The following is a 22,510-nucleotide window of genomic DNA, read 5'->3' as shown; positions in this document are numbered from 1 at the left end:
TGACAGACTCCTCCGACAACGCCGCCCGAAACCCGACACCCGTAGGCAGCGGCGGGCGAGGAGACGGACGGGAATGGTCGTGGAAGGACGAGGGGCGCTGGCCGCCGAGCGGCGGCGACTGGTGCGGAGATCCGAAAGAGGCGCGGCGCCAACGGAGTTGGCGTGCCTCGACGTGAGGCCGGCCGAGCCCGTCGACGTCTACGAGCGTCGGTTGCGTGAGGTACTCGCCTCGACGTTGGCGCTCGCGGCGACGGTCGACTTCGATGCCGAGGAGCTGCCGACGGGGTCGGTCCCCTCCTGGTTCCTGGCGGTGTCGGCGGGGGGAGGCGCGGGCGTCGACCTCGCCGTTCCCGACTTCGCCCGCGCCGGGCGGGCGTGCTATCTGGCCCACCCGGGAACGGACGGGCCCTGGGAGTGGGAGGACTGGCTCTCCCGCTTCGAGCCGGAGTTCGGGATGCGCGGCTGGGCGTGATGGGACCTCACCGTGGCGCCGGGCGGGGAGGGGCCGCGGATCTGGGTGGACTCCGGCACGGAGCCGTGGTTCGCCCATTTCGATCTGCTCTGGCTGGCGTAACGCCTGCGGCGCCTCGGCCGTCGCGCCCCCGCGTCCGCGGGAGTCCGGTTCCTGGGCCGCCGAGCGGGAGGCGGGCTGACAAGGGGGAGCCGACGGGCGGCGCGTCGCCCGGGACGGGGCGTTCACGGTGTGCCGGGTGGAGCGGCGGCCGGTGGGGGCGCGCCGTCGTGTCCGGGTGGACCGCGGCCCGGGGGCGTGGTTCGCTCGTCCCGTGTCCCGGTCACGTTTCCTCGTCGAGGTCCCCGCGTCGCTGCGCGAGGCGCACGCGCGGTACTCGGGGGAGGCCGGGCGGGCGTGGGCGGCGCGGCTGCCGGCGCTGGCCGACCAGTGGCTCGGGGAGTGGGGGTTGACGCCGGAGGGGGCGGTGGCGTGCGGGGCCGTCGCGTTGGTGGTGCCCGTGCGGCGGCGGGACGGCACGGCCGCCGTGCTCAAGCTGCAGCCCGTCGACGAGGAGACGCGCGGCGAGCCGGCGGCGCTCCGCGCCTGGGACGGCGCCGGGGCGGTGCGGCTGCTGGAGCACGATCCGGCTTCGGGGACGATGCTGCTCGAACGACTGGACGCCAGCCGTTCGTTGGGGTCCGTGCCGGACGCGGAGGAGGCGCTGCGGCTGCTCAGCGCGCGCCTCGCCCAGCTGTCCTCGGTGCCGGCACCGCCCGGGCTGCGGCGGCTGGAGGAGATCGCCGCCGACCTGCTGCGCCGCGCCCCGGCCGCCCGCGGGCGGGTGGGCGACCCGGCGTCGCGCGGGCTGCTGGACGGCTGCGCCGGGGCGCTCGCCGAGGTGCTGCCGGACGGCGCGGGTGACCGGCTGCTCCACTGGGACCTGCACTACGACAACGTGTTGGCGCCGCTGCCCGGCGGGAGCCGGCCCGCGGAGTGGCTGGCGATCGACCCGAAGCCGCTGGCCGGCGACCCGGCGTTCGAGCTGCTGCCCGCGTTGCACAACCGCTGGGGCGAGGTGGTCGCGGGCGGCGACGTCGCCCGGGCGGTGCTGCGGCGCTTCGACCTGATGACGGAGGTGTTGGGCCTGGAACGGCGGCGGGCCGTGGCCTGGACTCTGGCGCGGGTGTTGCAGAGCGTGCTCTGGGAGGTCGAGGCCGGCGTCACCGCGCCGTCGGCGCATGTCCGGGCAGACCGCCGGGTCGCTGAGGTGCTGCGTGCGCGGCGCGCCGGCTGAGGGGGACGGGGGCGGGCTGCGCGGCGAGGTGGAGCGCCGGCTGCGGCTGCTGGTGGCCGATCCGGCGACGGCCGGCGCGGCTTCGGACTGGGCGCGGGAGGTGATGGAGGGCGAAGCGCCGGAGCTGGACGACGCGGTGGTGTGGGACGCGCTCGACCAACTCCTGGGCTCCGACCTGCTGGTGGCCCCGGCGACGCCGCTGCACGGCCCGGCCGACCACGCGGCGTGGCTGGCGGCGTTCCTCGCGGGCCGACGCGGCCCCGGGCCGCCGGGTTCAGCGGAGTTCGGAGCGGGGGCGTGGGCGGAAGGTGGTGACCAGGGCCAGGCAGAGCAGGGCGATGCCGATGCGGCCGGACGCCTGGAGGAGTGAGCCGCGCAGCAGGATGAAGCTGTAGCCGGCGAGGACCGGCACCGCGACGGCCAGCACGTTGCCGGGCGAGGGGTCGTCCACGGTGCGCCGCACATAGCGCCGGTCGGTGCGCGCCGCCGCGTAGCCGACGCCCGCGAAGACCAGGCTCATGCCCAACGGACCGAAGTCCAGCCAGAGTTCCGCCCACAGCGGGGAGGAGAGGTTGGCGCTGTCGGTGCCCATCCAGCCGCCGACCAGGAAGCCGGTGTCCTCCGGCTTGTCCGCCCACAGGCCGCGCGGCACGAAGAAGAGCACGGCGCCGGCGAGTTGCTCGCCGTAGGAGTGGCCGTTGCCGTCGTCGGCGAAGGTGACGGTGTTGGCGAACATGTTCAGCTGGTCGTAGTCCTTGACCACCAGTGGTTCCAACACGGAGTCCGTCTCCAGCGGGCGCTGTTCCCCCTCCTCGTAGCGGAAGCGGTCGGTGAAGGGGAAGACCAGCAAAGCCACGACCAGACCGAGTGCCAGCGCCGCGCGGTACATCACCGGGCTGCGCGGGAAGACGGTGAACAGCAGCGCGAAGAGAACGGTGAGAAACCAGTAACGCGGGTTGGAGATCGGGTTGTTGACGATCGTGTTGACCAGTAGCAGCCCTGCCCACGGCAGCACCACGGCCGGTCGGCGGCGGGCGTCGCGGGAGGTGACCAGCCAGCGGGTGAGAAAGAGCAGCGCCAGCATCGCCGGCACCGTTCCGAAGCCCCGCAGCAGCGCGTTGCCCGCCTCTCCGCCGCCGTCGGACGCGTCGGAGGGGCCGCCGGTCGCCTCGGCGAGGCTGGCACTGATCTCCTGCCGACTGGTAAAGAAGACGGCGGGGCCGCCGAGTTGGACGATCAGCAGACCACTGGCCAGATAGGCGAGGATGACCAGTGCCGCCAGCCGTCCCCGGTGCACACTGGCCGGCCTGCCGCGTTCGCGCCCCAGTGGGCGGACCCGGGCGAGCAGCGCCCCCACGTCGAACGCGATCATGCCGCAGAGCACCAGCGCGATGGCCAGTTGGGTGTCCTCGCGGGGGCCGAGCACGGGGGTCGGGTCGCGGCCCAGCACGCTCTGCGCCAGCGGCGCGATGCCCATCGCCAGATAGCCGAAGAGCCAGAACGCGCCCTGCACCAGCTGCCGCCGCCCGGAGAGCACCATCGCGCACAGCCGCACCCCGGCGTAGCCGGCGACGACCAACTGGAGCCAGAACGCGGTGTCCCGCATCCCCGGGCCCGGCTGGGCGGCGACCGCGAGCGGTAACGCGCCCACCACCGTGGCGATCAGCGGGACCGAGAGCGGCCGGGAGAGCACGGCTCGGCGCGGCACCTCGATCGCCACCCGGTCTCCCCTCCGCCGCTCCGCCACGGGAGGCTTCGGTTCCGCCGCCACGGGAGGGCTCAGTCTAGGTCGGGCGCGGCGGCCTTTCACCGGTTCCGGCCGCGCGGTGGACGGGGGCCGGGCGCGCGCCCCGGTCGTGTTCCGCCCTGTGGGCGGGTGTGGACGGGGTGTCGGCATCCGGGGGACGATGCGCACACCTGCACGAACAAGACACGAGGTGTCGTAGCCGCCATGTCACCGCACGTACCCGCCGCCGCGCCCGACGACCCCGACGCCACCGGCCCCCGCGCCGCCGAGCCCGCCATCGCCGACGAGCCCGCCGCCGCCGAGCCGCCCACGGGCCTCGGCCCCGACGACGACCCCCGGCTGCTGGACTACAACGCGTGGCTCTTCTGGCGGCGCGCGGACGAGGACACGCGCGCGGCACAACTGGCGCGGCAGAAGGCCGTGTTGGCGGGGATCGAGGGGGAGCTCGGCGAGCGCTGCTTCCTCTCCGAGCTGGCCATGGTCCAGCCGACCAGCCTGCGGCTCGGCTCCGACTGCTATGTCGCCGCCCACGCCTATCTGACCGGCACGGTCGCCGCGGGTGACCACTGCTCGGTCAACCCGTTCGCCGTACTGCGCGGCACGGTCACCCTGGGCAACGGGGTGCGGATCGGTGCGCACGCCTCGATTCTCGGGTTCAACCACGGCATGGAGCCGGATCGGCCGGTTCACCGGCAGCCGACCTCCGAGCGCGGGATCACCATCGGCGACGATGTCTGGATCGGTTCGAACGCCGTGCTGCTGGACGGCATCACGGTCGGTTCCGGAGCCGTGATCGGCGCCGGGGCCGTGGTCACCCGCGACGTGCCGGAGTGGGCCGTGGTCGGCGGCAACCCGGCGCGCGTGATCCGCGACCGGCGCGCGCCCAAGGCCGCGCGCCGGGACCCGCGCGCGGAACTGGCGGGGCGGCTGGCCGCGTTCGCCGACCGGGCGCGGGAGCAGGCCGACGCGGTGGTGGCCCGTTCCTGGGAGGCGACCGCGACCGCGCCGGACGGCGCCGCCACGGGCCGCTACCTCGACGCCCCCGACGCGCCGCCCACCCTGCGGGCGCACGCGGACGCCGTCGAGATCACCGCGCTGCTGCACGGCAGCGCGCCGAGGCAGCTGACGGTCGAGGAGCATGTGCGCCGGCTGCGCCAGGGGCAGGACCCGGTCACCGGGCTGATCGCCCCGTTGGACGAGAACGGCCGGCCGGGCCCCGCGCCCGCCGGTTTCGGCAGCGACGGGGACGCCGACTACCACGTGCTGAGCCTGGGGTACGCGCTCCAGCTGCTGGGCTCGCGCTTCGCCCACCCGGTGGGCGCGGTCGCCGCACTCGACGCCGACGCGCTCGTCGGGGTTCTCGCCGCGCTGCCGTGGCGGGAGCGCGGCTGGGGCGCCGGCGCCGGCGTGGACGCGCTGGGCACGGCGTTCCACTGGAACCTGACCCTCGACCCGGCGGGCCCCGACCACACCCGCCGCCAACTCGACGTCTACTTCGGGTGGTTGCTGACCCACTGCCGGCCGGGCACCGGGCTGTGGAGCGAGGAGCGGGCCGCCGACGGGCTGCTCCAGCCGGTCAACGGGTACTACCGGGCGTCGCGTGGCTCGTTCGCGCAGTTCGGGCTGCCCGTGCCGTACCCGGAGCGGCTGGTCGACTCGGTGCTGCGGCACGCCGCCGACCCGCGCCACTTCGGTCCCGGCCGCACCACCTCCTGCAACGTGCTGGACGTGGCGCACCCGCTGTGGCTGGCCGCCCGGCAGGTGCCGGCCCACCGGGCGGACGAGGTCGCCGCCTGGGCCACGGGCCAGTGCGGGCCGCTGCTGGAGCGGTGGGTGGACGGGGAGGGCTTCCCGTTCCGCTTCCCGCCGCCCGGCGGGCCGGTCGGCCGGGACCAGCGGCCCGGGCTCCAGGGCACCGAGATGTGGCTGGCCACTCTCTGGTACCTCGCCGACCTGGTGGGGGTCGCCGAGTCCCTCGGCTACCGCCCGACCGGCGTGCACCGTCCGGAACCGGCCACCCAGCTCGGCGAGACGCCCGCCGCGCGCTGAAACGAGCCCGCGCGGCGGGGGCGCCCCCTCGTATCCGGAGGCGCCCCTGTCGCGCGGTGCCGGACCCGCCGCGCGGCCCCGCGTCAGCCGCCTGTCGCGCTCGTCCGCGCCAGCCGTTCCTCTCCCCTGTCCCGTTCCCCGGGGCCTTCCGCCCGCTCGTCCCGTTGGAGGACGGCGGGCATCTCCCGTTCGATGTGCTCGATCAGCGCCAGCAGATGGTCGGCGGTGCTCTCGCCCAGCGGCGTCAGCGAGTAGTTGACCTTGGGCGGCATCACCGCCAGCACCTCGCGCGACACGAAGCCGTCGCGCTCCAACGCCTGGAGCGTCTGGGCGAGCATCTTCTCGCTGACCCCGCCGATGCGCCGGCGGAGGTGGTTGAACCGCGCGGGCCCCCGCTTGCGCAGCCCCGCCATGACCAGCACCCCCCAGCGCCCGGTCAGATGCTCCAGCACCGTGCGGGACGGGCAGTTCTTCTCGAACACGTCGAACGCCAGCAGGTGCGCCTGCCGCTCGTCCTCCGGGGTCATCTCGTTCATGGACAAAACCTCCCGCCGTCGAGCGTACCGCTCGGCAGCACTGTCAAAAAGTTTGTGCTATCAAAAAGTGCGTGTACCGTTGCGGTCGAACCGGCGGACGCGGCAGGCGTCCGCCGCCGAGTGACGAGTACGAGCGACGAGTACGAGGGAGCGTCAACATGATCGTGGTCACGGGTGCCAACGGCGGCCTGGGGAACGGCGTCATCCGGGGACTGCTGGCGCGCGGGGTGCCGGCCGGCGAGCTGGTCGCCGCCGTGCGCACCCCGGAGAAGGCGGCCGACCTGGCCGCCCTCGGGGTGACCGTGCGGGAGGCCGACTACGACCGGCCCGAGACCCTGGCCACCGCCTTCGCCGGCGCGCGCCGGCTGCTGCTGGTCTCCTCCGTCGGGGCGGAGGAGACCCGCGTGCGCCAGCACCTGGCCGCCGTGGAGGCCGCCCGCGTCGCCGGCGTCGAACTCCTCGCCTACACCTCGGTGATCAACGCCTACACCAACCCGCTCGCCCTGGCCGAGGCCCACCGCGCCACCGAACGCGCCATCGCCGCCTCGGGGCTGCCCTCGGTGCTGCTGCGCAACGGCTGGTACAGCGAGAACTACCTGACGCAGCTCTCCGGGGCCGTCGCCACCGGCGAGCTGCCCGGCAGCGCGGGCGAGGGCCGGACCGCGTTCGCCGCGCGCGCCGACTACGCCGAGGCCGCCGCCGAGGTGCTGACCCTCGACGACCAGGCCGGCCGCGTGTACGAGCTGACCGGCCCGAGGACCTGGTCGCTGCCCGAACTGGCCGCCGAGGCCGCCCGGATCACCGGCCGGCCGGTCGCCTACCGTGACCTGCCGGGCGAGAAGTTCGCCGAGGTGCTGCGCGGCGCCGGGCTGCCGGAGTTCGTCGTCGAGCTGCTGGTCGACGTGGACCTGAGGGTCGCCGATGGCGTGCTGGAGACGGTCACCGAAGACCTGCCCAAGCTCCTCGGCCGCCCCGCCACCCCGCCGACCACCACCCTCGCCGAGGCGCTGCGCGCCTGACCGCGCGGCGCGGCGCGGGGCGGACGGGGACGACCGGCCGACCGAGGAGAACGGAGAGAACGAGATGACCGAGACCGAGACCGCGGCCGGGGCCGGGGCCGAGACCGCCGAGACGACGGCCGCGATGCGCGTCGAGATCTGGGGCGACATCGTCTGCCCCTGGACCAACAGAGCCACAGATTAGCGCGCTTGGCCCGACCCGCTTAGACGCACGAACAGGCCCCGCCCGTGCGCCATGGGGAGCACACGGACGGGGCCGTAGGGCCGCTCAGGCAGTCAAGCCCGGATCGAAGTAGCCCGGCGTGCGAAACAGGCCCGCGAAGGTTCCGGGGCCGTGTCGTTCGTCCAGCCACGTTCCCAGCGCCGTCACGTCGCCGCTGATGATGGCCGTGAGCAGGCGACTGTGGCACTCGTCCTCTTCCCCAGGGGCAAACTCTCCCAGGAAATGCGAGTACCGCCGATTAACGTCCCTCTCGTATCCGCTGAGCGCCGCCGCGTATCGCGTCCGTTCTTCGCTTTCCGGTATTTCCGCCAGGCGCCCGGTGTCCTCTTCGGTCAGCGTTCCCGTCACGTCTCGGAACGCGAGAGCGTTGAGAGCGTCCGTGGGTTGCCTGATGCCGAACCGCTCCGCCGTCTGCCGGGTGATGGCGCGCGCTTCCGTGTCGCACGCACCTTCCATCACGATTCCGAGATTTCGCGTGTACGGGGTTCCTCGCTGATCCTTAGCCGAGTACGACTGTCCCGTTGCGCGGCGGTAGTTGATCCCGTACTGAGTCCGTACCGGCACGCCTGCCACTTCCACGTACCGCCGACGCGACCCGTAGTGAAGGCAGTCGTGGGCGTACGCGCGGAGCAGATCGAGCACCGCCAGCGCGGGACGCTCGGGAATACGGAGTTCCATCGGCCCGTACATGGTGATGACGGCCACCATTTGAAGGTGCCTGTATCCCTGGTCCGGGTGATGGAATCCGCCGAAGGCCCCAGCGCGCGAGGAGTCGGCGCCGACCAACACGCGGTCAAGGGGGAGCATCGCGGCCAGCCCGTACCCGGCGTACCGGCGCTTGGCGTTCTCGACACCGGCATGGAAAAGTGTGGTGTCGATGCCGTCGGCCGCCCACCGGCTGAGCATTTCCGGCAGGGGCCTGAAGACGTGGGCCGGGTGCTTGCCCGTGAGCGACGATGTGTCGGCACGCATCGCCGTCAGCGCCGCCATTGCCTTAGCGTCACTGACGGATTCGTTCGGGGCGAGTTCCGTCAAGTCGGCGTGCCCGCCTTGATGAGCTGAATGTGACTCTGTTGAATCCCCTCCGGGAGCGCGTCCGGGCTGAACCATTTCGCCTCCAGAATCTCGAAGCTGTCGAGCTTGAGAGTTCCACCCATGCAGAGAGCTTCGTAGGCAATCTCTACGCGGAGCTTGTAGCCGCTGGTCACCTGAAGCAGCCGCCCCGGAACGACGTCAAGGCCGGTTTCTTCCAGAACCTCTCGAACGATGGTCTTCGGGAATTCCTCGCTCTTGACCGCGTATCCGGTGGGAAGTCCCCACGGTCGATCGGCGGGCCACATGCGATGCTTCAAAAGCAGGATCTCTCCTGCCTCGTTCCGCACCACGCCCGTTACGCCGATCATGAATTTGGCGTGAGCAAACCACAGGACACGCCACTGCAGAGGGCCGCGAATGAGTTTCCATACTCGGGCAATGATTCGCTTCATGCGCACCCTTTCGATCGGGCAACGTCGGACGCTTGCTATGCCGGTTCAACCTGTGGAGTGAAATGCGAGTCACGCCCGCACTTCGGTGATGAGGGTCGGAACCCGTCCCCCTGGGGCCTGTGCCTTGGCACGGGGGAGCCTTGGCGACACCGAGGGGGACAGGGCTTGGGGTTCCTCGTCGAGCCTCACGGGGAGCTCCACGGGGTTCCCCCCGCGTGGTGTGTGCCATCACTCCGCCGTTCCGTCGCGTGATCCGATGAGGCAAAGCTAGGGACGGCAAGGCCTCAACTCACAGCCGATTGCATGCGATTGCGCGCTGATCACACGAGAGAGTCACGCGCCTTGACCAGTAGCGCGCGGGCCTTGTCTCCGTAGACCGCCATATCGGCCAGCGTGGCGAACGTGTCGGCGTAGGCGGTCACCTCGCTGGGCTGCGTGATGGTGAGGTAGCCGGACACAAGCTCCACGTTCACTTGCGTTCTGTCGAAGATCCAAAAGCCCTCTACCGGCATTCGGGTCCGGCCAAGTCGAGTAGGCACCACGCCGACGCTGACGTTGGCCAGGACGGCGATGTCCGTCAGGTGGTCGAGCTGTTCCGCTTGCGTCTCGGCGTCGCCAAGCCCGTTGCGCAACGTGGATTCCTCGACGAGGAACGCGAACCGCCGGTGCCCGTCGTAGAGCACTCGCTGACGTTCCATGCGGGCGGCTACGGCGTCGGCCACGTCATCGACGCTTACCCGTCTCCGCTGGACAGCGCGCAACACGTCCTCGGTGTACCCGAACGTCTGGAGGAGACCGGGGAAGAGACCCGGCGAGTAGGCCCGAAACCAGCGGGTGCGCTCGTACAGCGGCAAGCGGGCTTCTTGGGCACGCCGCAGCCCCGCGCGCTCCATTCGCCGCCAGGACACCCACATGCCCTCTACGGCTCGCAGGGAAGCGATCAGGTCCGCCGCCTGGTCCTCCGCGCCGCATGCCGCACACCACGCGCGGATATCGTCCTCGCTCGGCTGTGTCTTCGCTGTCGAGATGCGGGACACCTTGGACGGGTGCCACCCGCACAGCGCGGCAAGGTCCTTGCCCTCAAGCCCGGCGTCCTTGGCCAACTCCCGTAGGCGGTCGGCAAGGAGCTGCCGGGCTTGCCGGACGCTCGATGACGCTGACTGGGGCATGGCTCGCTAGACCGGCTTGTACTCCTCGTGAGGCATAGACCGTTCCCACACCAACTCAAAGGCGCGGGAGACGAGTTGGATCACCTCCGGCTCCGTCCGCCACTCACGGTCAACAGCCTCCCCGACGCCAGAGAAGTACGTGAACAACACCGCTTCGCCGTCGAACATCCACAGGTCAGTTCCCGGCAGTGGGATGTCAGCGGCCAGCCGACGGGGCAACCACCGGACAAGCTCCCCTGCCACGATGTTGGGGAAGGTCACGTCATGCTCGTAGCGGATGTAGTCGGTCACCGGCTCCGAGACGATGCGGGCCCGCCGCATGATCACGCCCCGCGCCGTCGTCTCCGTCGCCACGTCCAGGAACGGACGCCACCACTCGGAGCGGTCGGCCGTAGGGTCCAGCCTCTTGCCGTTCCGCCACGCGATGAACTCGGGGTCGTTCATCTGGTAGGCGTCCCGCATCTCCAGGTGGACAGCCGAGCGGCGCGCCTTCGCCAGCCCCTCAAGCACAGGGTTCGTCATAGTCCTACTCGCTGTCGTGGGGCGGCAGGTACCGCCGCATGACCTTGGGAAGGCGGATGATCACTTTATGATCCGGAACATCCGTGCCGTGTCCAGGGATTGAGCCGATCTCCTGGCACGCCTTCACCTCAGCCTCGGTGGCTCGGTGGGACTGGATCAACAGATCCCCAGTCTCCTCCTCCAGCCAGATTGTCGGAGAGTCGGTGTCAGGGCTGTTCGGGATGATCCCGAGGAACCGCAGCTTCATGCTCGGCCTCCCGCCATGTCGATCCGATTGCGGTGGATTGCATGACTCTCACTCCGTTGGTGGAACACGTCAAGACCGCATATCTGGACAGGACTTGGGCGTGAGGCCGAAGCTACCCACAGGCGATGCGGCGCTCCGTCAGGTAGCTGCCGACAAATCCGGGGCTCAAGCGCCCTGGTTGCAAAGGCGATCAAGATCCCTGATGGCGCCGGGGAAGGGAAGGGGCCCCCGACCAGCCCGTTCCGGTCGGAGGGGTGGTCCGCCGCTCGGCCGCGCGACGACGGCGGTGGGCGGCGACCCGGGCGCGGTTGGCGCAGGCGGGGGAGCAGTGGCGGCGCGGACTGCCGGGGCCCGGCGTCAGATAGCAGCGCCCGCAGCCGGCGGCGGCGCAGACGCCCCACGCCAACCCGCCGTGCTCGCTGAGGAGTTGAGCCAGAGCGTGGGCGCCGGAAGCCGTGAACCACTCGGCCCACGAGGCGTCCTCCCCCCGATCCACATGGAGATGCCAGACGTGCCCGTCGTGCCGGGAGAGCCGTGGGCGGGCGCCGCACGCGGCGAGTAGCGCGTTGAGCGCCTCGGCCGCGCGGTCCACGTCCGTCTCGGTCAGCACCTCGGCCAACGCTCCGGCCGCCGCCCGCAGCGCCTCGGCGTCCGCCTCGGTCAGCGCGGCGGGGCCGACGTCCGACGGGCGCTCGCCGTGCGCGACCAGCAGCGCCGCCAACCGCTCGCGGTTCGCCGCCGGGGTGGCGCGCACGGCGTTGACCACGTCGACGGCCCGTCGCGCCGCCGCGAAGCCGTTCCCCGACACGGGCCCGCCCCCTTCCGCCCTCTTGCCCGGACCGCTCGCCCGGCGTGTAATGGCTCTGTTCCATAAGACATTACACGGGGAGCGTGATGACCGCCGCGCTGGGGCGCTGCCTGACCACGGCCTTCCTGGCCCGACTGGCCGACGAGGGCATGGGCGTCGCCGTCGTGCTGGCGGCGTTGGCCAGGACGGGCGACGCGGCCCAGGGCGCCTTCGTGCTCACGGCCTGGCTGCTGCCGCACGTGGCCACCGCGCCGCTGACCGGCGCGCTGGTGGGACGGGTGCGGCGGCCCGCACCGCTGTGCGGCGCCGCGCTGGGCTGCTTCGCCCTGGCCATCGCCGCGCTGGCCGCGCTCGTCGGCCGGGCGCCGACCCCGCTGGTGCTGGCCGTCGCCCTCGCCGGCGGCGCCTGCGGCCCCGTGGTCTCCGGCGGACTCTCCAGCCTGGTCGCCGAGTTGACGCCGGAGGGCCGGGCCAGGGACCGGGCGTACGCCTGGGACGCCGCCGGCTACAACGCGGCCTCGCTGGCCGGCCCGGCGCTGGTCGCCCTGCTCGCGGGCGCCGTCTCGCCGGGGGCGGCGCTCGCCGCGCTGGCGCTCTCCGCCGGGCTGGCGGCGCCGCTCGCCGCCACGCTTCCCCTCGGCCGCCGCGCGCCGGCGCGCACCACCCGGCTGCGCGCCGACCTGCTTACGGGCGCGCGCGTCGTCTGGGCCGTGCGCCCACTGCGCGCGGTCACCTCGGCCACCGTGCTCTCCTCGTTCGGACTCGGCGCGCTGACCACCGCCAGCGTGCTGTTCGCCGAGGGGTTCGGCGCGCCGGGCCAGGCCGGGGCGCTGCTCACCGCGTTCGCGCTGGGCGCGCTCCTCGGCTCGCTGGCCGTGCCCGGCACGGTCGAGCCGGGGCGGCTCGCCGGCTGGTCGCTCCTCGGCCTCGGGCTCGCGCTCGCCGCCGCGGCCTGGGCGCCCGGGCTCGCGTGCGCGCTGCCGCTCTACGCCCTCGCCGGCTGCTGCGACGGGCCGCTGCTCACCGCGACGCTCCGGCTCCGGGCCGCCCACGCCCCGGCGCACGCCCGCGCGCAGGTCTTCACGTTGGGCGCCGGCCTCAAACTGACCGCCGCCTCCCTCGGCGCGGCGGCCGTCGGCCTGGCGGCCGAACTCCCCCCACCCGCCCTGCTGGGGGCCGTCGCGCTCTGCCAACTCGCCGCCGCCGCGCTCCACCGCGCCCTCGCCGGGAGCGCGGCCCCGGGCGGAAGCCGCATAGGCTCGGAGGCATGGCGCACATCGGCGAGTTGATCAGCTACCCGGTCAAGGGCTGCGCCGGGGTGCGCCACCGGGTCGCCCACCTCGGGCCCGCCGGCCTGCCGCACGACCGCGCGTTCATGGTCGTCGACGCCGAAGGCGCCCACCGCAGCCAGCGCGCCGACCCCCGACTCGCCCTGGCCCGCCCCTCGATGAGCGAGGACGGCGCCCGACTCACCCTGACCGCGCCCGGGTTCGCGCCGCTCACGCTCCCCGTGGACACCGCGCGCCCCGCCCGACCCGTGACGCTCTTCGGGCAGCCGTTCACCGGAGTCGACCAGGGCGAGGAGGCCGCCGACTGGTTCGGCGCACTCCTCGGCCGCCCCAGCCGGCTGGTCCGCGTCCCGCCCGACCACCGGCGGACCACCGACGGACTCACCCCCGGCACCAGCGGCTACGCCGACAGCTGCGCCGTGCTGCTGGTCGGCCGCGCCTCGCTGGACGCGTTCCACGCGCGCCTCGCCGCCCGCGGCGAACCCCCGCTGCCCATGGACCGGTTCCGCCCCAACGTGGTGCTCGACGACACCGAGGCGCCACACGAGGAGGACGCCTACCGCGCGCTGACCCTCGGCGGCGCGCGCCTCGGCTTCGCCAAGCTCGCCGTGCGCTGCGCCGTCACCCTCGTCGACCAGCGCACCGGCACCCGCGCCGGCCCCGAACCGCTGCGCACCCTCGCCGACTACCGCCGTCACCCGGCGGGCGGCGTGGTCTTCGGCGCCAAGTTCGCCGTCCTCACGCCGGGCACGCTGGCGGTCGGCGACCGCGTCGCCGATCTCGTGCGGGACGCCGGGGCCCCGTCGGGCACCATGGCCCGATGACCCACCACGACAGGGACCGGCGGCTCGCGGCGGCGGTCGTGCTGCGCGGCTCCGGTGAGGCCGAGCGGGCGAGGACCGGGCTCCTGGCGTTGAGCGCCGAACTCCCCGAGGACGCGGAGATCGCCTTCCAGACCGCGTGGACCCACGACGCGCTCGGCCTGGAGGCCGCGGCCGTCCCCTTCTACGAGACGGCGCTCGCCGACCCGGCCGCCCTCCCACCCGCCGACCGCCAGGGCGCGCTGCTCGGCCTCGGCTCCACCTACCGCGCGCTGGGCCGCTACCCGGAGGCGGTGGAGACGCTGCGGCGCGGCGTCGCGGAGTTCCCCGACCACGGCGGACTGCGCGCGTTCCTCGCGATGGCGCTGCACAACACGGGCGAACACCAGGAGGCCGTCCGCCTCCTCCTCCACCTCCTCGCCGACACCAGCGCCGACCCCGCCGTCACCGACTACGGCCGCGCGCTCACCTACTACGCCGACCGCCTGGACGAGACCTGGCCGGGGAGCGCCCCGTGACGGCGGACGAGGCGCCGGACCCCGGACGGCGCACCGGTCAGAAGCCGGCCGTGCACGAGCCCGCCGCCGTCCGGCCGGCCACCGCCGCCGACCTCACCGCCGTCGCCGAGATCTACGCCCACTACGTGACGCACACCGCGATCACTTTCGAGGAGGTCGTCCCCGACGCCGACGCGTGGCGGGAGCGGCACGGCGCGATCACCGCGCGCGGCCTCCCGTTCCTGGTCGCGGAGGAGGGCGACACGGTGACCGGGTACGCGTACGCCGGGCCGTGGCGGACGAGGCCCGCCTACCGGCACACCGTCGAGGACTCGCTCTTCCTCGCCCCCGGCCACACCGGCCGTGGGCTGGGCGGCGTGCTGCTGCGCGCCCTCATGGCACGGGCGGCCGACGCCGGGGCCCGGCAGATGGTGGCCGTGATCGCGGACGTCGGGACGCCGGCTTCGGCGGCGCTGCACCGCCGGCACGGGTTTCGCGACGTCGGGCGGCTGACCGGGGTGGGCCGCAAGCACGGCCGCTGGGTCGACACCCTGCTGATGCAGCGCGCCCTGGACGCCGGCTGAGCGCCGGGCCGGGCGGCCCGGGCGGCGACTGGGTCGGAGGCAGTGCCCCGGGCCTGCCATGCTAGAAGCGGCACAGGCGCCCATGAGGCGGTTCGACTCCCGGGGAAGAAGTACACAGAAGATGGTGGATCAGGTACGGCCGTTGGCCGACGAGGTGGGCGCCGCGGTGACCGCGGCGATGGAGCAGGCACTGCCGGCCGAGCTGGCCTCGGCGGACCCGCTCGTCCGCCCGTCCGACCACGCGGACTTCCAGGCCAACGTGGCGCTCTCGATGGCCAAGCGCCTCGGCCGCAACCCGCGCGAACTGGCCGGCACCCTCCGCGACCACCTGGTGGAGAACGCCCCGTTCGTGGCCTCCGTCGAGGTGTCGGGGCCCGGCTTCCTCAACATCGACCTGACCGACGCGGCCCTGCTGGAACGTCTCTCCGTCCGGCTGGCCGCACCCCGGCTCGGGGTGCCCGCCTCGCAGGCCGACGAGGTCGCGGTGATCGACTACTCCGGGCCCAACGTCGCCAAGGAGATGCACGTCGGCCACCTGCGGTCGACGCTGATCGGCGACGCCCTGACCCGCGTCCTCGGCTTCCTCGGCGCGCGCGTCGTCCGGCAGAACCACGTCGGCGACTGGGGCACCCAGTTCGGGATGCTGATCCAGTACATCCTCGAACACCCCGAGGCCAGCTGGCGCAGCAAGGACGAGGACGTCGTGCGGGCCGGCACGGGCGGCGCGGTCTCCGCGCTCGACCAGCTGTACCGCACCGCGCGCGCCGCGTTCGACGCCGACCCGGAGTTCAAGGAACGCTCCCAGCGGCGGGTCGTCGCCCTCCAGGGCGGCGACGCGGAGACCGTCGCCATCTGGAAGGAGATCGTCGCCGAGTCGGAGACCGCCTTCCAGCAGGTCTACGAGCGGCTGGGCGTGCTGCTGACCAGGGACGACACCGCCGGCGAGTCGTTCTACAACCCGTGGCTCAACGACGTGGTCGACGAGCTGGCCGCCAAGGGCATCCTGGAGGACAGCGAGGGCGCCAAGGTCATCTTCTTCGACGAGATCAGGGGCCCCGAGGACAAGCCGGTGCCGATGCTGGTCCGCAAGTCGGACGGCGGCTTCGGCTACGCCGCGACCGACCTGGCCACCCTCCGGTACAGCGTCGAGACCCACGGCGGCACCCGGTTGATCTACGTCGTGGACAGCCGGCAGTCGCAGCACTTCGACATGCTCTTCCGGGCCGCCCGCAGGGCCGGCTGGCTGACCGACTCCGTCGAGGCGGTGCACGCCGCCAACGGCACCATCAACGGCCCCGACGGCAAGCCGTTCAAGACCCGCGCCGGCGGCACCGTGCGCCTCGCCGACCTGCTCGACGACGCGCGGAACGCCGCGCGGAACGTCGTCGCCGAGAAGGACCCCGGGCTGGACCAGGAGGAGCTGACCGAGATCGCCCGCGTGGCGAGCATCGGCGCGGTCAAGTACGCGGAGCTGTCCACCTCGCGCAACCGCGACTACTCCTTCGACGTCGCCCGGATGGTGTCCTTCAACGGCCAGACCGGCGTCTACCTCCAGTACACCCACACCCGGATCGCCTCCATCCTGCGGCGGGCCGCGGAGGCGGAGGGCGCGGACGCCGCGTTCCAGCCGGAGCTGGCGCTGGAGCCGGCGGAGCACGCGCTGGGCCTGGCGCTCGACGGTTTCGGGCGGGCGCTGACCGAGGTGGCCGACACCCTGGAGCCGCACCAACTCGCGAGCTACCTGTACGCGTTGGCGAAGGCGTTCACCACGTTCTACGAGTCCTGCCCGGTGCTGAAGGGCGTGACCCCCGAGGTCCGCGCCAACCGGCTCGCGCTCTGCGAGCTGACCAGGGCCACCCTCGCCCAGGGGCTGGAGCTGCTGGGCATCACCGCGCCCGACCGGATGTGAGCCGACGGTGCGGGTGCTGCACGCGGTGACACTGCACACCCCGAGCCACGCGTTCGGCGGGCCGACCCGGGTGGCCCTCGGGCTCTGCCGGGGGCTCGCCGAACGGGGGGAGAGCGCCACGCTGCTGGCGCTCGGGGACGAGTTCCCCGCGGGGCCGCTGCCGCGTTCCGTGGAGGGGGCGCGGGTGCGGCTCTTCCGCGCGCGGCACGTGCTGCCCCGGTTCGAGGTCAGCGGGATCACCTCGCCGGCGCTGCTGGCGAGGGCGTTCGGGTATGTGCGGTCGGCGGACGTGGTGCACGTCCACCTGATGCGGGACCTGGTGACGCTGCCGGTGGCGCTGCTGGCGCTGCGCGCCGGCACACCGCTGGTGCTGCAGACCCACGGCATGGTCGACCCGACGGAGAACCGCGTCGCGCGGATCGTCGACGGGCTCGGCGTGCGGCGCGTGCTGCGCCGCGCGGACGCCGTGCTGCATCTCACCGAGCGGGAACGGCGCGAGACGGCGGCCGTGGTGGCGCCCGCGCCGATCGCGCCGGCGCACCGGCTGGTCAACGGCGTACCGGCGCGGGAACGCGCCCCCGCGCCCGCCGGTCCGCCCCGGCTGCTCTATCTGGCGCGGGTCCAGGAGGGCAAACGCCCGCGTGACTTCGTGGGTGCCATGCCCACGGTGCTGGCCCGCCACCCGGACGCGCGCTTCACCCTGGCCGGGCCCGACACCGGGGCGCTGGCCGAAACGGTCGCGCTCGCCGAGGAGTTGGGGGTGCGCCACGCGCTGGACGTGGTGGGGGCGCTGGACGGTCCCGAGGTGCTGGCGGCGCTGCGGGGCGCGAGCGCGCTGGTCCTGCCGTCGACGCGGGACGCGTTCCCGCTGTCGGTGCTGGAGGCGATGTCCGTGGGCACGCCGGTGGTGGTCACCGCGACCAACGGGCTGGCGCCCGACGTGGCGGCGGCCGGTGCCGGCCGGGTCGTGCCGGCCGCCGAGGGCCCCAACGGACCGGCCGTCGGCCGCGCCGTGCTGGAACTCCTGGCCCCGCCCGCCCGCGACCACGCCTCCCGCGCGGCGTGGACCCTGGTCCGCGACCGGTTCACCCTCGACGCCGTCGTCGACCGCCTGACCACCCTCTACCACCAGGTCCTGACCACCCGGCGCGCCCTCTGACGGGGTGTCCCCGGCCCTCTCGCCGACCGGGGGCTCGCACGGCGGTGTGCCCCTCCGGGGCGCGGGGACCGCGCGGGCGACCGGTCGCGTTCCGCGGACGGCGACGACGACGGCGCGGGACGCGAACGGCGAACTGTCGGGCTTAGGAAGCCGCCGGAGGCTGTTCGCGGGCCTTGAGGCCGATCTGCCAGCGGTAGAAGCTCATCGCCAGCGCGTAGTCGAGCCCGGCCCTCCCGTCGAGGAAGCCGCGGCGGTAGACATAGGCGTAGCCGAAGGAGAGCAGCGGCTTCAGCGGCGCCCGGTGGAAGAGCTGGCCCTGGCGGGTCTTGGCACGCCTGATCCCCTCGCGCACCTCGGGGCGACGCTCCAGCCACGCCTCCCAGTCGGAGTACCGGTTGTGCCGCTCGAACCAGGTGCGCACCGGGTCCAGGTCGCGGTGCTCGATGGTGGCCCGCAGCCGGTACGCGGGGTAGGCCAACGGCTGGTAGTGGCCCTCCTGTTCGCCCATGCCGGGCGCCTCCAGGTCGTCCGGCTCGGGAAACCGGGCCCTGGTGCGGTCCACCAGCGCCCGCTTGACGATGGTGTGGCCGTGCCGCAGCCGGCGGCCGGCGAACCAGTACCCCAGCGGGATGTCGAACGCGGCCGGCCGCACCCGCCGGCCGTCCAGGAAGATCCGCCGCAGCTCTGCCAGCAGCTCCCCGCTGGGCGTCTCGTCGCCGTCCAGGAAGAACACCCAGTCGAGGTCGGTGCGGACCCGCTCCAGACACCACTGCTTCTTCTTCGGATAGCCGCCGTCCCACGTGTACTCGACGACCTCGGCGCCCTCGGCCTTGGCCAACTCGCGGGTGGCGTCGGTGCTGTCGGAGTCCACTACGACCACGGCCGCGAAGTGGGCGATGACCGAACGCACCGTGGAGACGATGTTCGCCTCCTCGTTCCTCGTGGGGATCACCACGGCTATCGGTAGTCGGGACACGCTGCTCCTTCGGACACGACTTCGGACACGACTTCGGACACGGTGTTGGACGGGGCTTCGGACACGGCTTCGGGCAGGGCCGCGGGCGCGGCTGCGGGGTGGAGGGGCACGGCGCGGGCGGACGGGGACCCGGACGGCCCGTTCCGGCTCAGTCGGCGGGGGAGACCAACTCGGCGTACTCCGGGCAGAGATGGCCCACGGCCGCCTCCGCCTCGGGGATCTCGCCCGAGGCCACCGCCTCCCCGATGGACTCGGGGGCGTGCCGGGAGAGATAGCCCAGCCGTTCGCAGGCCGCCGTGCCCTGGTCGAGGACCGCCCCGGGGTCGACCCCGGTCGGCACCCGCTCCACCAGGAATTCCCGCTGCTCCTCGGTGAACTCGTCGTCCGAGGACGCCAACTCCTCCTCGGTGAGGGTCTCCTCGGGCACCCCGTCGTCGACCGGCTCGCCCGCCCCCTCCGACTCCTCACCCGCGCCCTCCGGGTCCTCACCCGCTCCCTCCGGGGAGTCCGCCGGATCCGACGGGGCGTCCGAGAACGCGTGCGGCGCGCTTTCCCCCGAGGCGGAAGCCCCCTCGTCGTCCGAGGAGCCGCCGCACGCGGTGAGCCCCGCCGTCAGCAGCAGCGCCAGCGCCGGAAGCAGGGCGCGTCCGCGCCCGCCGCCCCTCACGGCGCCCCGAAGGTCAGCAGCAACTGCGGTCGGGCGGCGGCCTGCCCGGCCTCCCTGGCCCGCAGCCACAGGCTGTCGGCGCCGTCGCCGGTGAGCGCGAGGCCCAGCTCACCGCCGAGCGCGTCGGCTATCTCCGCCGTCTCCAGCCGCGCCGTGTAACTCCCGCCCGTGGCCTCCGGCGCGGAGAGCGTGCCCAGCGGCTCCTCGCCCCACTCCGGGCGGTCGGCGTAGGTCGTCTCCGTCTCCGACCACTCCCCGAGGAGGGGCCGCACCGCGAAGTCGTCGGTGGAGCCCGCCGCCGCGTCGTCGCTGACCCGCACCCGCAGCGCCGCGTCCTTGAGCACCGTGCCGGCCGGCGCCTCCGGCAGCGCGAACGCGAGATAGCTCTCGTACGCCGAGGTCCCGCGGACCGCCAGCTGCTGGTGGGTGCCGTAGTTCGTCGAGGTGGCCGCGCCGTTGACATAGGTGTCGGCGATCGGGGTGAGCTGGCTGACCGTGTCGGTCGGCACGGATGCCGCCTCGTGGTGGGCGGCGATCCTGGACGCCGGCAACTGCGGGGCGTAGACCGCCGTCTCGTCCAGCATGCCCTCGTAGAAGTCGCTGGTGGGGCGGCCGGGCCAGCTCTTGAGGCTGTCCCCGCCGGTCCGCCAGTACCCGTCGACCTCGCGGCTCGCGGTGATCGAGGTGTCGGAGGCGACCTGCTCGCCGTCCACGTAGAGCCGCATCCCGGCCGGGCCGACGGAGGCGGCCACCTGGTGCCACTCGCCGTCGTTGTACTTCTCCCGGCTGGTGACCGTGTGGTACTTGCCGTCGTAGACGCCGAAGGCGACCCGGCCGTCGTCGAGCAGGTAGATGTTGTTGTCCCGGTTGGCCGAGGGCTGGAGGGTGCGGTCGCCGAGGCCGATCAGCTTGCCGCCCCTGGTCGTCGTCGTGGAGAACCACGTCTCCAGCGTGAACTCGCTCATCCCGCCGTAACGGACGTCGCCGTAGGTGTAGTCGTCGACGCCGTCGTACCCGATGGCCGCCGCGCCGGGGCCCGGCACCGCCGAGGGCGTCACCCCGCGCCGCGGGCCGCCGCGGTGCACGCCGCCCGAGTCGTTCCCCGAGGTGTCGGAAGCGAAGTTGTTCGCCGGCTCGTCGTAACGCCAGTACAGCAGCGGCTCGTCGGCCAGTACCGCGTCCACGTACGGTTGGCCGCCGCCCGCCGTGGTGACCGTCACCGGCGGGGAGAGGGCGCTGACGTTCCCCGCGCCGTCGGTGGCCGTCACCCGGTAGCTGTGGGTCTCGCCCGGCGCGGTGTCGGTGTCGGTGTACCGGAGCTGCGGCCGGCGCCAGGGCACCGACTCGGCGTCCTGGGTGTGCAGCGGGGTCGAGGCGCCGTCCCGGTAGACCCGGTACGTCAGCAGCGAGTCGTCGAGGTCGACGCTGGCGCGCCAGCTCAGCTCCACCACGCCGTCCTCCGTCGAGGCGACGGCGGTCTCGGGGACCGTGGGGGAGCCGGTGTCCGGCTCGGTGGTGAACCGCGTCAGCCCCCACTGCGGCTGCCCGTTGACCGTGGTGAACCCGCCGCCGACCCACAGGAAGTCCCGCTCGTCCGTGGGGTGGTCGGTGCTGACGGCCAGCACCCGCGGGCCGAGCCGCTCGCCGAGGCCGTCGTTGGTGTTGGGGAACCAGCCCAGCAACTTCGGGTCGTCCACGGCCTGCGTGAAGAGGTGGTACCGCTCCTGGTTGGGGAACTCGCCCATGCTGGAGCAGTCGTGCGCGTGGTGGCCGCTGTAGAGCACCTCGTCGTGGACGGCGACGGCCTGGGTGGCGCCCAGGCAGGTGTCGCGCCAGCGCTCGTCGAGCGTGTCCAGGTCGAGCGCGATCCGGCCGTCGAACGCGCCGGTGCCCTCGTTGGCCGTGTAGAAGCCCGTGGCGTCGACGTCCAGGTCCTGCACGGTGGAACGGGTGTCGATGAAGCCCTCGGGGTAGGCCCGCACGAGCGCCCCCGAGTCCGCCTCGACCACGGCCAGCGCGTGCGAGTCGGCGCCGTTGACCGTGAAGAAGTCCCCGCCGACGATCACCCGCTCGCCGTCGGGCGTGACCGCGATGGCCTTGCCCGCCTCGTCGGCGTCGGCCCGCCAGTCCAGCACCCGCCCCTCGGTGTCGACCGCGCCGAACTTGGCGCGCGGCTGCCCGCTCAACTGGCCGAAGTCACCGCCGAGATAGACCGTGTCGTCGGTGGCCTCCAACGCGCGCACGATGCCGTTGGCCGCGACCGGGAACGGCTTGCGCGCGCACCCGGGGAGCTCGAACGCGGCGACGCTGGAGGCTCCCGAGCCGGCGACCGTGCCGAAGGTGCCGCCCGCGTAGAGGGTGGAGCCGTCGGGGGAGACGGCCAGCGCCCGCACCGAGGCGCTGCCCGAGCCGACGGTGAACGCCAGCTCGCACTCGGCCACCGGCTCGCCCGTCGCGGCGTCCAGCGCCACGAAGTTGACCGCGTCCCGCTCCTCCGTGCCGGACTCGGCGCCGGGCGGGCGGACCGTGGAGAAGGTCCCGCCCGCGTACACCACGCCGTCCGCCTCCGCGAGGGCGTGGACGATGCCGTTGGTCTGCCACGTGGGCAGATCCTCGGCCGTCATCGTCACCGGTGGCGTCACCGCGCCCGCCCCCCCGGAGACCGCGCCCTGCCCCAACAGCCCGGCGCCCAGCGCCAGTACGGCCGCGAGGACGACGGCGCGCCGGGAGCGGCGCCTGGCGTGCCGCGCCGGGCCGCCCCGCGACCGCGCGGTCCGCGCGAACCACGCCACCCGCGACGGCCGCGAGCGGCTGGTGAGCCGGGACCACCCTCCCCCGAGTCCCCTGAGCCTCATGGCGCCTCCCCTTCGACTGCCGTGCCCACAGCCCTGTCCATCCGACGGTCCCCATACTCCTTCACGCCACTGACACTCCGCATCCCCACAGCTGACGCACCGTGAGGATGGACCCCCGCGGCGGGGCGCACGTTGTCGGCGCATGGTGGTGTGAAGGGCGCACGACGCCCGTCCGCACGCCGCCCGTCCGCACGCCGC

21 protein-coding genes and 1 pseudogene are annotated in these 22,510 nt (G+C 73.5%); 11 read left to right on the top strand and 11 right to left on the bottom strand.

Annotated elements, in window-relative coordinates; all coding sequences use genetic code 11:
* The first annotated feature begins 73 nt into the window (after positions 1 to 73).
* From FH715_RS10910 to FH715_RS28555, 3 genes are all read left to right on the top strand, one after another.
* Positions 74 to 472 carry a hypothetical protein gene (locus FH715_RS10910; protein WP_139643721.1) on the top strand — a complete coding sequence of 133 codons (399 nt, stop codon included), beginning with the start codon at positions 74 to 76 and terminating at the stop codon, positions 470 to 472.
* Positions 473 to 785: 313 nt separating this feature from the next.
* A complete protein-coding gene (locus FH715_RS10905) occupies positions 786 to 1,748 on the top strand; it encodes an aminoglycoside phosphotransferase family protein (RefSeq protein WP_139643719.1) in 963 nt (320 codons plus the stop codon).
* Entirely contained in the window at positions 1,729 to 2,118 is a 390-nt protein-coding gene (locus FH715_RS28555) for a hypothetical protein (RefSeq protein ID WP_211367538.1), read from the top strand. The genes FH715_RS10905 and FH715_RS28555 overlap by 20 nt, the downstream gene beginning before the upstream one ends.
* On the opposite strand, the gene FH715_RS10895 is transcribed toward FH715_RS28555, so the two are convergent.
* Complete coding sequence (locus tag FH715_RS10895) at positions 2,023 to 3,468, bottom strand: hypothetical protein (protein ID WP_139643715.1); 1,446 nt, start codon at positions 3,466 to 3,468, stop codon at positions 2,023 to 2,025. The two genes, FH715_RS28555 and FH715_RS10895, sit on opposite strands and share 96 nt — an antisense overlap.
* Positions 3,469 to 4,215: 747 nt before the next feature.
* Between FH715_RS10895 and FH715_RS29530 the strand changes: the two are divergent.
* Positions 4,216 to 4,371 (top strand): annotated as a pseudogene (locus FH715_RS29530) (DapH/DapD/GlmU-related protein); the annotation flags it as partial.
* Positions 4,372 to 5,627: 1,256 nt separating this feature from the next.
* On the opposite strand, the gene FH715_RS10885 reads toward FH715_RS29530, so the two are convergent.
* On the bottom strand, positions 5,628 to 6,080 hold the full coding sequence (locus tag FH715_RS10885) for a winged helix-turn-helix transcriptional regulator (protein WP_139643709.1): 453 nt from the start codon (positions 6,078 to 6,080) through the stop codon (positions 5,628 to 5,630).
* Positions 6,081 to 6,238: 158 nt separating this feature from the next.
* Here FH715_RS10885 and FH715_RS10880 point away from each other — a divergent pair, with 158 nt between their 5' ends.
* Positions 6,239 to 7,099, top strand: coding sequence for an SDR family oxidoreductase (locus FH715_RS10880; protein WP_139643706.1), 861 nt, complete (start codon positions 6,239 to 6,241; stop codon positions 7,097 to 7,099).
* Between the two features lie 268 nt (positions 7,100 to 7,367).
* On the opposite strand, the gene FH715_RS10870 is transcribed toward FH715_RS10880, so the two are convergent.
* The 6 genes from FH715_RS10870 to FH715_RS10845 all read right to left on the bottom strand — a co-directional run bounded on the left by FH715_RS10870 (position 7,368) and on the right by FH715_RS10845 (position 11,555).
* On the bottom strand, positions 7,368 to 8,312 hold the full coding sequence (locus FH715_RS10870; protein ID WP_139643702.1) for a hypothetical protein: 945 nt from the start codon (positions 8,310 to 8,312) through the stop codon (positions 7,368 to 7,370).
* A gap of 41 nt (positions 8,313 to 8,353) precedes the next feature.
* The gene (locus tag FH715_RS10865) at positions 8,354 to 8,809 is read right to left on the bottom strand and encodes an NUDIX domain-containing protein (RefSeq protein WP_139643699.1); all 456 of its coding nucleotides are present in this window, start codon (positions 8,807 to 8,809) and stop codon (positions 8,354 to 8,356) included.
* A gap of 320 nt (positions 8,810 to 9,129) precedes the next feature.
* On the bottom strand, positions 9,130 to 9,978 hold the full coding sequence (locus FH715_RS10860; RefSeq protein ID WP_139643696.1) for a helix-turn-helix domain-containing protein: 849 nt from the start codon (positions 9,976 to 9,978) through the stop codon (positions 9,130 to 9,132).
* Between the two features lie 6 nt (positions 9,979 to 9,984).
* The gene (locus tag FH715_RS10855; RefSeq protein ID WP_139643694.1) at positions 9,985 to 10,500 is read right to left on the bottom strand and encodes a DUF6879 family protein; all 516 of its coding nucleotides are present in this window, start codon (positions 10,498 to 10,500) and stop codon (positions 9,985 to 9,987) included.
* Positions 10,501 to 10,504: 4 nt separating this feature from the next.
* Positions 10,505 to 10,747, bottom strand: coding sequence for a hypothetical protein (locus tag FH715_RS10850; RefSeq protein ID WP_139643692.1), 243 nt, complete (start codon positions 10,745 to 10,747; stop codon positions 10,505 to 10,507).
* 190 nt (positions 10,748 to 10,937) lie between these two features.
* Entirely contained in the window at positions 10,938 to 11,555 is a 618-nt protein-coding gene (locus tag FH715_RS10845) for a CGNR zinc finger domain-containing protein (protein ID WP_139643689.1), read from the bottom strand.
* Positions 11,556 to 11,641: 86 nt separating this feature from the next.
* Here FH715_RS10845 and FH715_RS10840 point away from each other — a divergent pair, with 86 nt between their 5' ends.
* The 6 genes from FH715_RS10840 to FH715_RS10815 all read left to right on the top strand — a co-directional run bounded on the left by FH715_RS10840 (position 11,642) and on the right by FH715_RS10815 (position 17,814).
* Complete coding sequence (locus tag FH715_RS10840) at positions 11,642 to 12,844, top strand: MFS transporter (RefSeq protein ID WP_139643687.1); 1,203 nt, start codon at positions 11,642 to 11,644, stop codon at positions 12,842 to 12,844.
* Positions 12,823 to 13,668 carry an MOSC domain-containing protein gene (locus FH715_RS10835; RefSeq protein ID WP_139643685.1) on the top strand — a complete coding sequence of 282 codons (846 nt, stop codon included), beginning with the start codon at positions 12,823 to 12,825 and terminating at the stop codon, positions 13,666 to 13,668. The genes FH715_RS10840 and FH715_RS10835 overlap by 22 nt, the downstream gene beginning before the upstream one ends.
* Positions 13,665 to 14,183, top strand: a complete 519-nt coding sequence (locus tag FH715_RS10830; protein ID WP_139643683.1) for a tetratricopeptide repeat protein — start codon at positions 13,665 to 13,667, stop codon at positions 14,181 to 14,183. The genes FH715_RS10835 and FH715_RS10830 overlap by 4 nt, the downstream gene beginning before the upstream one ends.
* Positions 14,184 to 14,233: 50 nt before the next feature.
* On the top strand, positions 14,234 to 14,746 hold the full coding sequence (locus FH715_RS10825) for a GNAT family N-acetyltransferase (protein WP_139643893.1): 513 nt from the start codon (positions 14,234 to 14,236) through the stop codon (positions 14,744 to 14,746).
* Positions 14,747 to 14,870: 124 nt separating this feature from the next.
* The gene (gene argS, locus FH715_RS10820) at positions 14,871 to 16,655 is read left to right on the top strand and encodes an arginine--tRNA ligase (protein WP_425472704.1); all 1,785 of its coding nucleotides are present in this window, start codon (positions 14,871 to 14,873) and stop codon (positions 16,653 to 16,655) included.
* Between the two features lie 7 nt (positions 16,656 to 16,662).
* Positions 16,663 to 17,814 (top strand): glycosyltransferase, encoded by a 1,152-nt coding sequence (locus FH715_RS10815; protein ID WP_139643676.1) that lies wholly within the window; start codon positions 16,663 to 16,665, stop codon positions 17,812 to 17,814.
* Positions 17,815 to 17,956: 142 nt separating this feature from the next.
* On the opposite strand, the gene FH715_RS10810 is transcribed toward FH715_RS10815, so the two are convergent.
* The 3 genes from FH715_RS10810 to FH715_RS10800 all read right to left on the bottom strand — a co-directional run bounded on the left by FH715_RS10810 (position 17,957) and on the right by FH715_RS10800 (position 22,312).
* The gene (locus tag FH715_RS10810) at positions 17,957 to 18,790 is read right to left on the bottom strand and encodes a glycosyltransferase family 2 protein (RefSeq protein WP_139643672.1); all 834 of its coding nucleotides are present in this window, start codon (positions 18,788 to 18,790) and stop codon (positions 17,957 to 17,959) included.
* A gap of 148 nt (positions 18,791 to 18,938) precedes the next feature.
* Positions 18,939 to 19,457 carry a hypothetical protein gene (locus FH715_RS10805; RefSeq protein ID WP_139643669.1) on the bottom strand — a complete coding sequence of 173 codons (519 nt, stop codon included), beginning with the start codon at positions 19,455 to 19,457 and terminating at the stop codon, positions 18,939 to 18,941.
* Positions 19,454 to 22,312: a CBM96 family carbohydrate-binding protein gene (locus FH715_RS10800; RefSeq protein WP_139643667.1), complete on the bottom strand. Its 2,859-nt coding sequence runs from the start codon at positions 22,310 to 22,312 to the stop codon at positions 19,454 to 19,456. The genes FH715_RS10805 and FH715_RS10800 overlap by 4 nt, the downstream gene beginning before the upstream one ends.
* Positions 22,313 to 22,510 lie beyond the last annotated feature (198 nt).

This window comes from Streptomyces sedi, assembly GCF_006335015.1.
Taxonomy (GTDB): Bacteria; Actinomycetota; Actinomycetes; order Streptomycetales; family Streptomycetaceae; genus Streptomyces; species Streptomyces sedi.
Note: the sequence above shows the minus strand (reverse complement) of the source record. Positions and strands in the feature narration are given on the sequence as shown.

Bases quoted from the DNA above. Each gene is read 5' to 3' on its own strand.
- FH715_RS10910 (WP_139643721.1), top strand. From the start codon at position 74: ATGGTCGTGGAAGGACGAGGGGCGCTGGCCGCCGAGCGGCGGCGACTG.
- FH715_RS10870 (WP_139643702.1), bottom strand. From the start codon at position 8,312: ATGGCGGCGCTGACGGCGATGCGTGCCGACACATCGTCGCTCACGGGC.
- FH715_RS10855 (WP_139643694.1), bottom strand. From the start codon at position 10,500: ATGACGAACCCTGTGCTTGAGGGGCTGGCGAAGGCGCGCCGCTCGGCT.
- FH715_RS10850 (WP_139643692.1), bottom strand. From the start codon at position 10,747: ATGAAGCTGCGGTTCCTCGGGATCATCCCGAACAGCCCTGACACCGAC.
- FH715_RS10860 (WP_139643696.1), bottom strand. From the start codon at position 9,978: ATGCCCCAGTCAGCGTCATCGAGCGTCCGGCAAGCCCGGCAGCTCCTT.
- FH715_RS10880 (WP_139643706.1), top strand. From the start codon at position 6,239: ATGATCGTGGTCACGGGTGCCAACGGCGGCCTGGGGAACGGCGTCATC.
- FH715_RS10840 (WP_139643687.1), top strand. From the start codon at position 11,642: ATGACCGCCGCGCTGGGGCGCTGCCTGACCACGGCCTTCCTGGCCCGA.
- FH715_RS10835 (WP_139643685.1), top strand. From the start codon at position 12,823: ATGGCGCACATCGGCGAGTTGATCAGCTACCCGGTCAAGGGCTGCGCC.
- FH715_RS10885 (WP_139643709.1), bottom strand. From the start codon at position 6,080: ATGAACGAGATGACCCCGGAGGACGAGCGGCAGGCGCACCTGCTGGCG.
- FH715_RS10800 (WP_139643667.1), bottom strand. From the start codon at position 22,312: ATGAGGCTCAGGGGACTCGGGGGAGGGTGGTCCCGGCTCACCAGCCGC.
- FH715_RS10865 (WP_139643699.1), bottom strand. From the start codon at position 8,809: ATGAAGCGAATCATTGCCCGAGTATGGAAACTCATTCGCGGCCCTCTG.
- FH715_RS10830 (WP_139643683.1), top strand. From the start codon at position 13,665: ATGACCCACCACGACAGGGACCGGCGGCTCGCGGCGGCGGTCGTGCTG.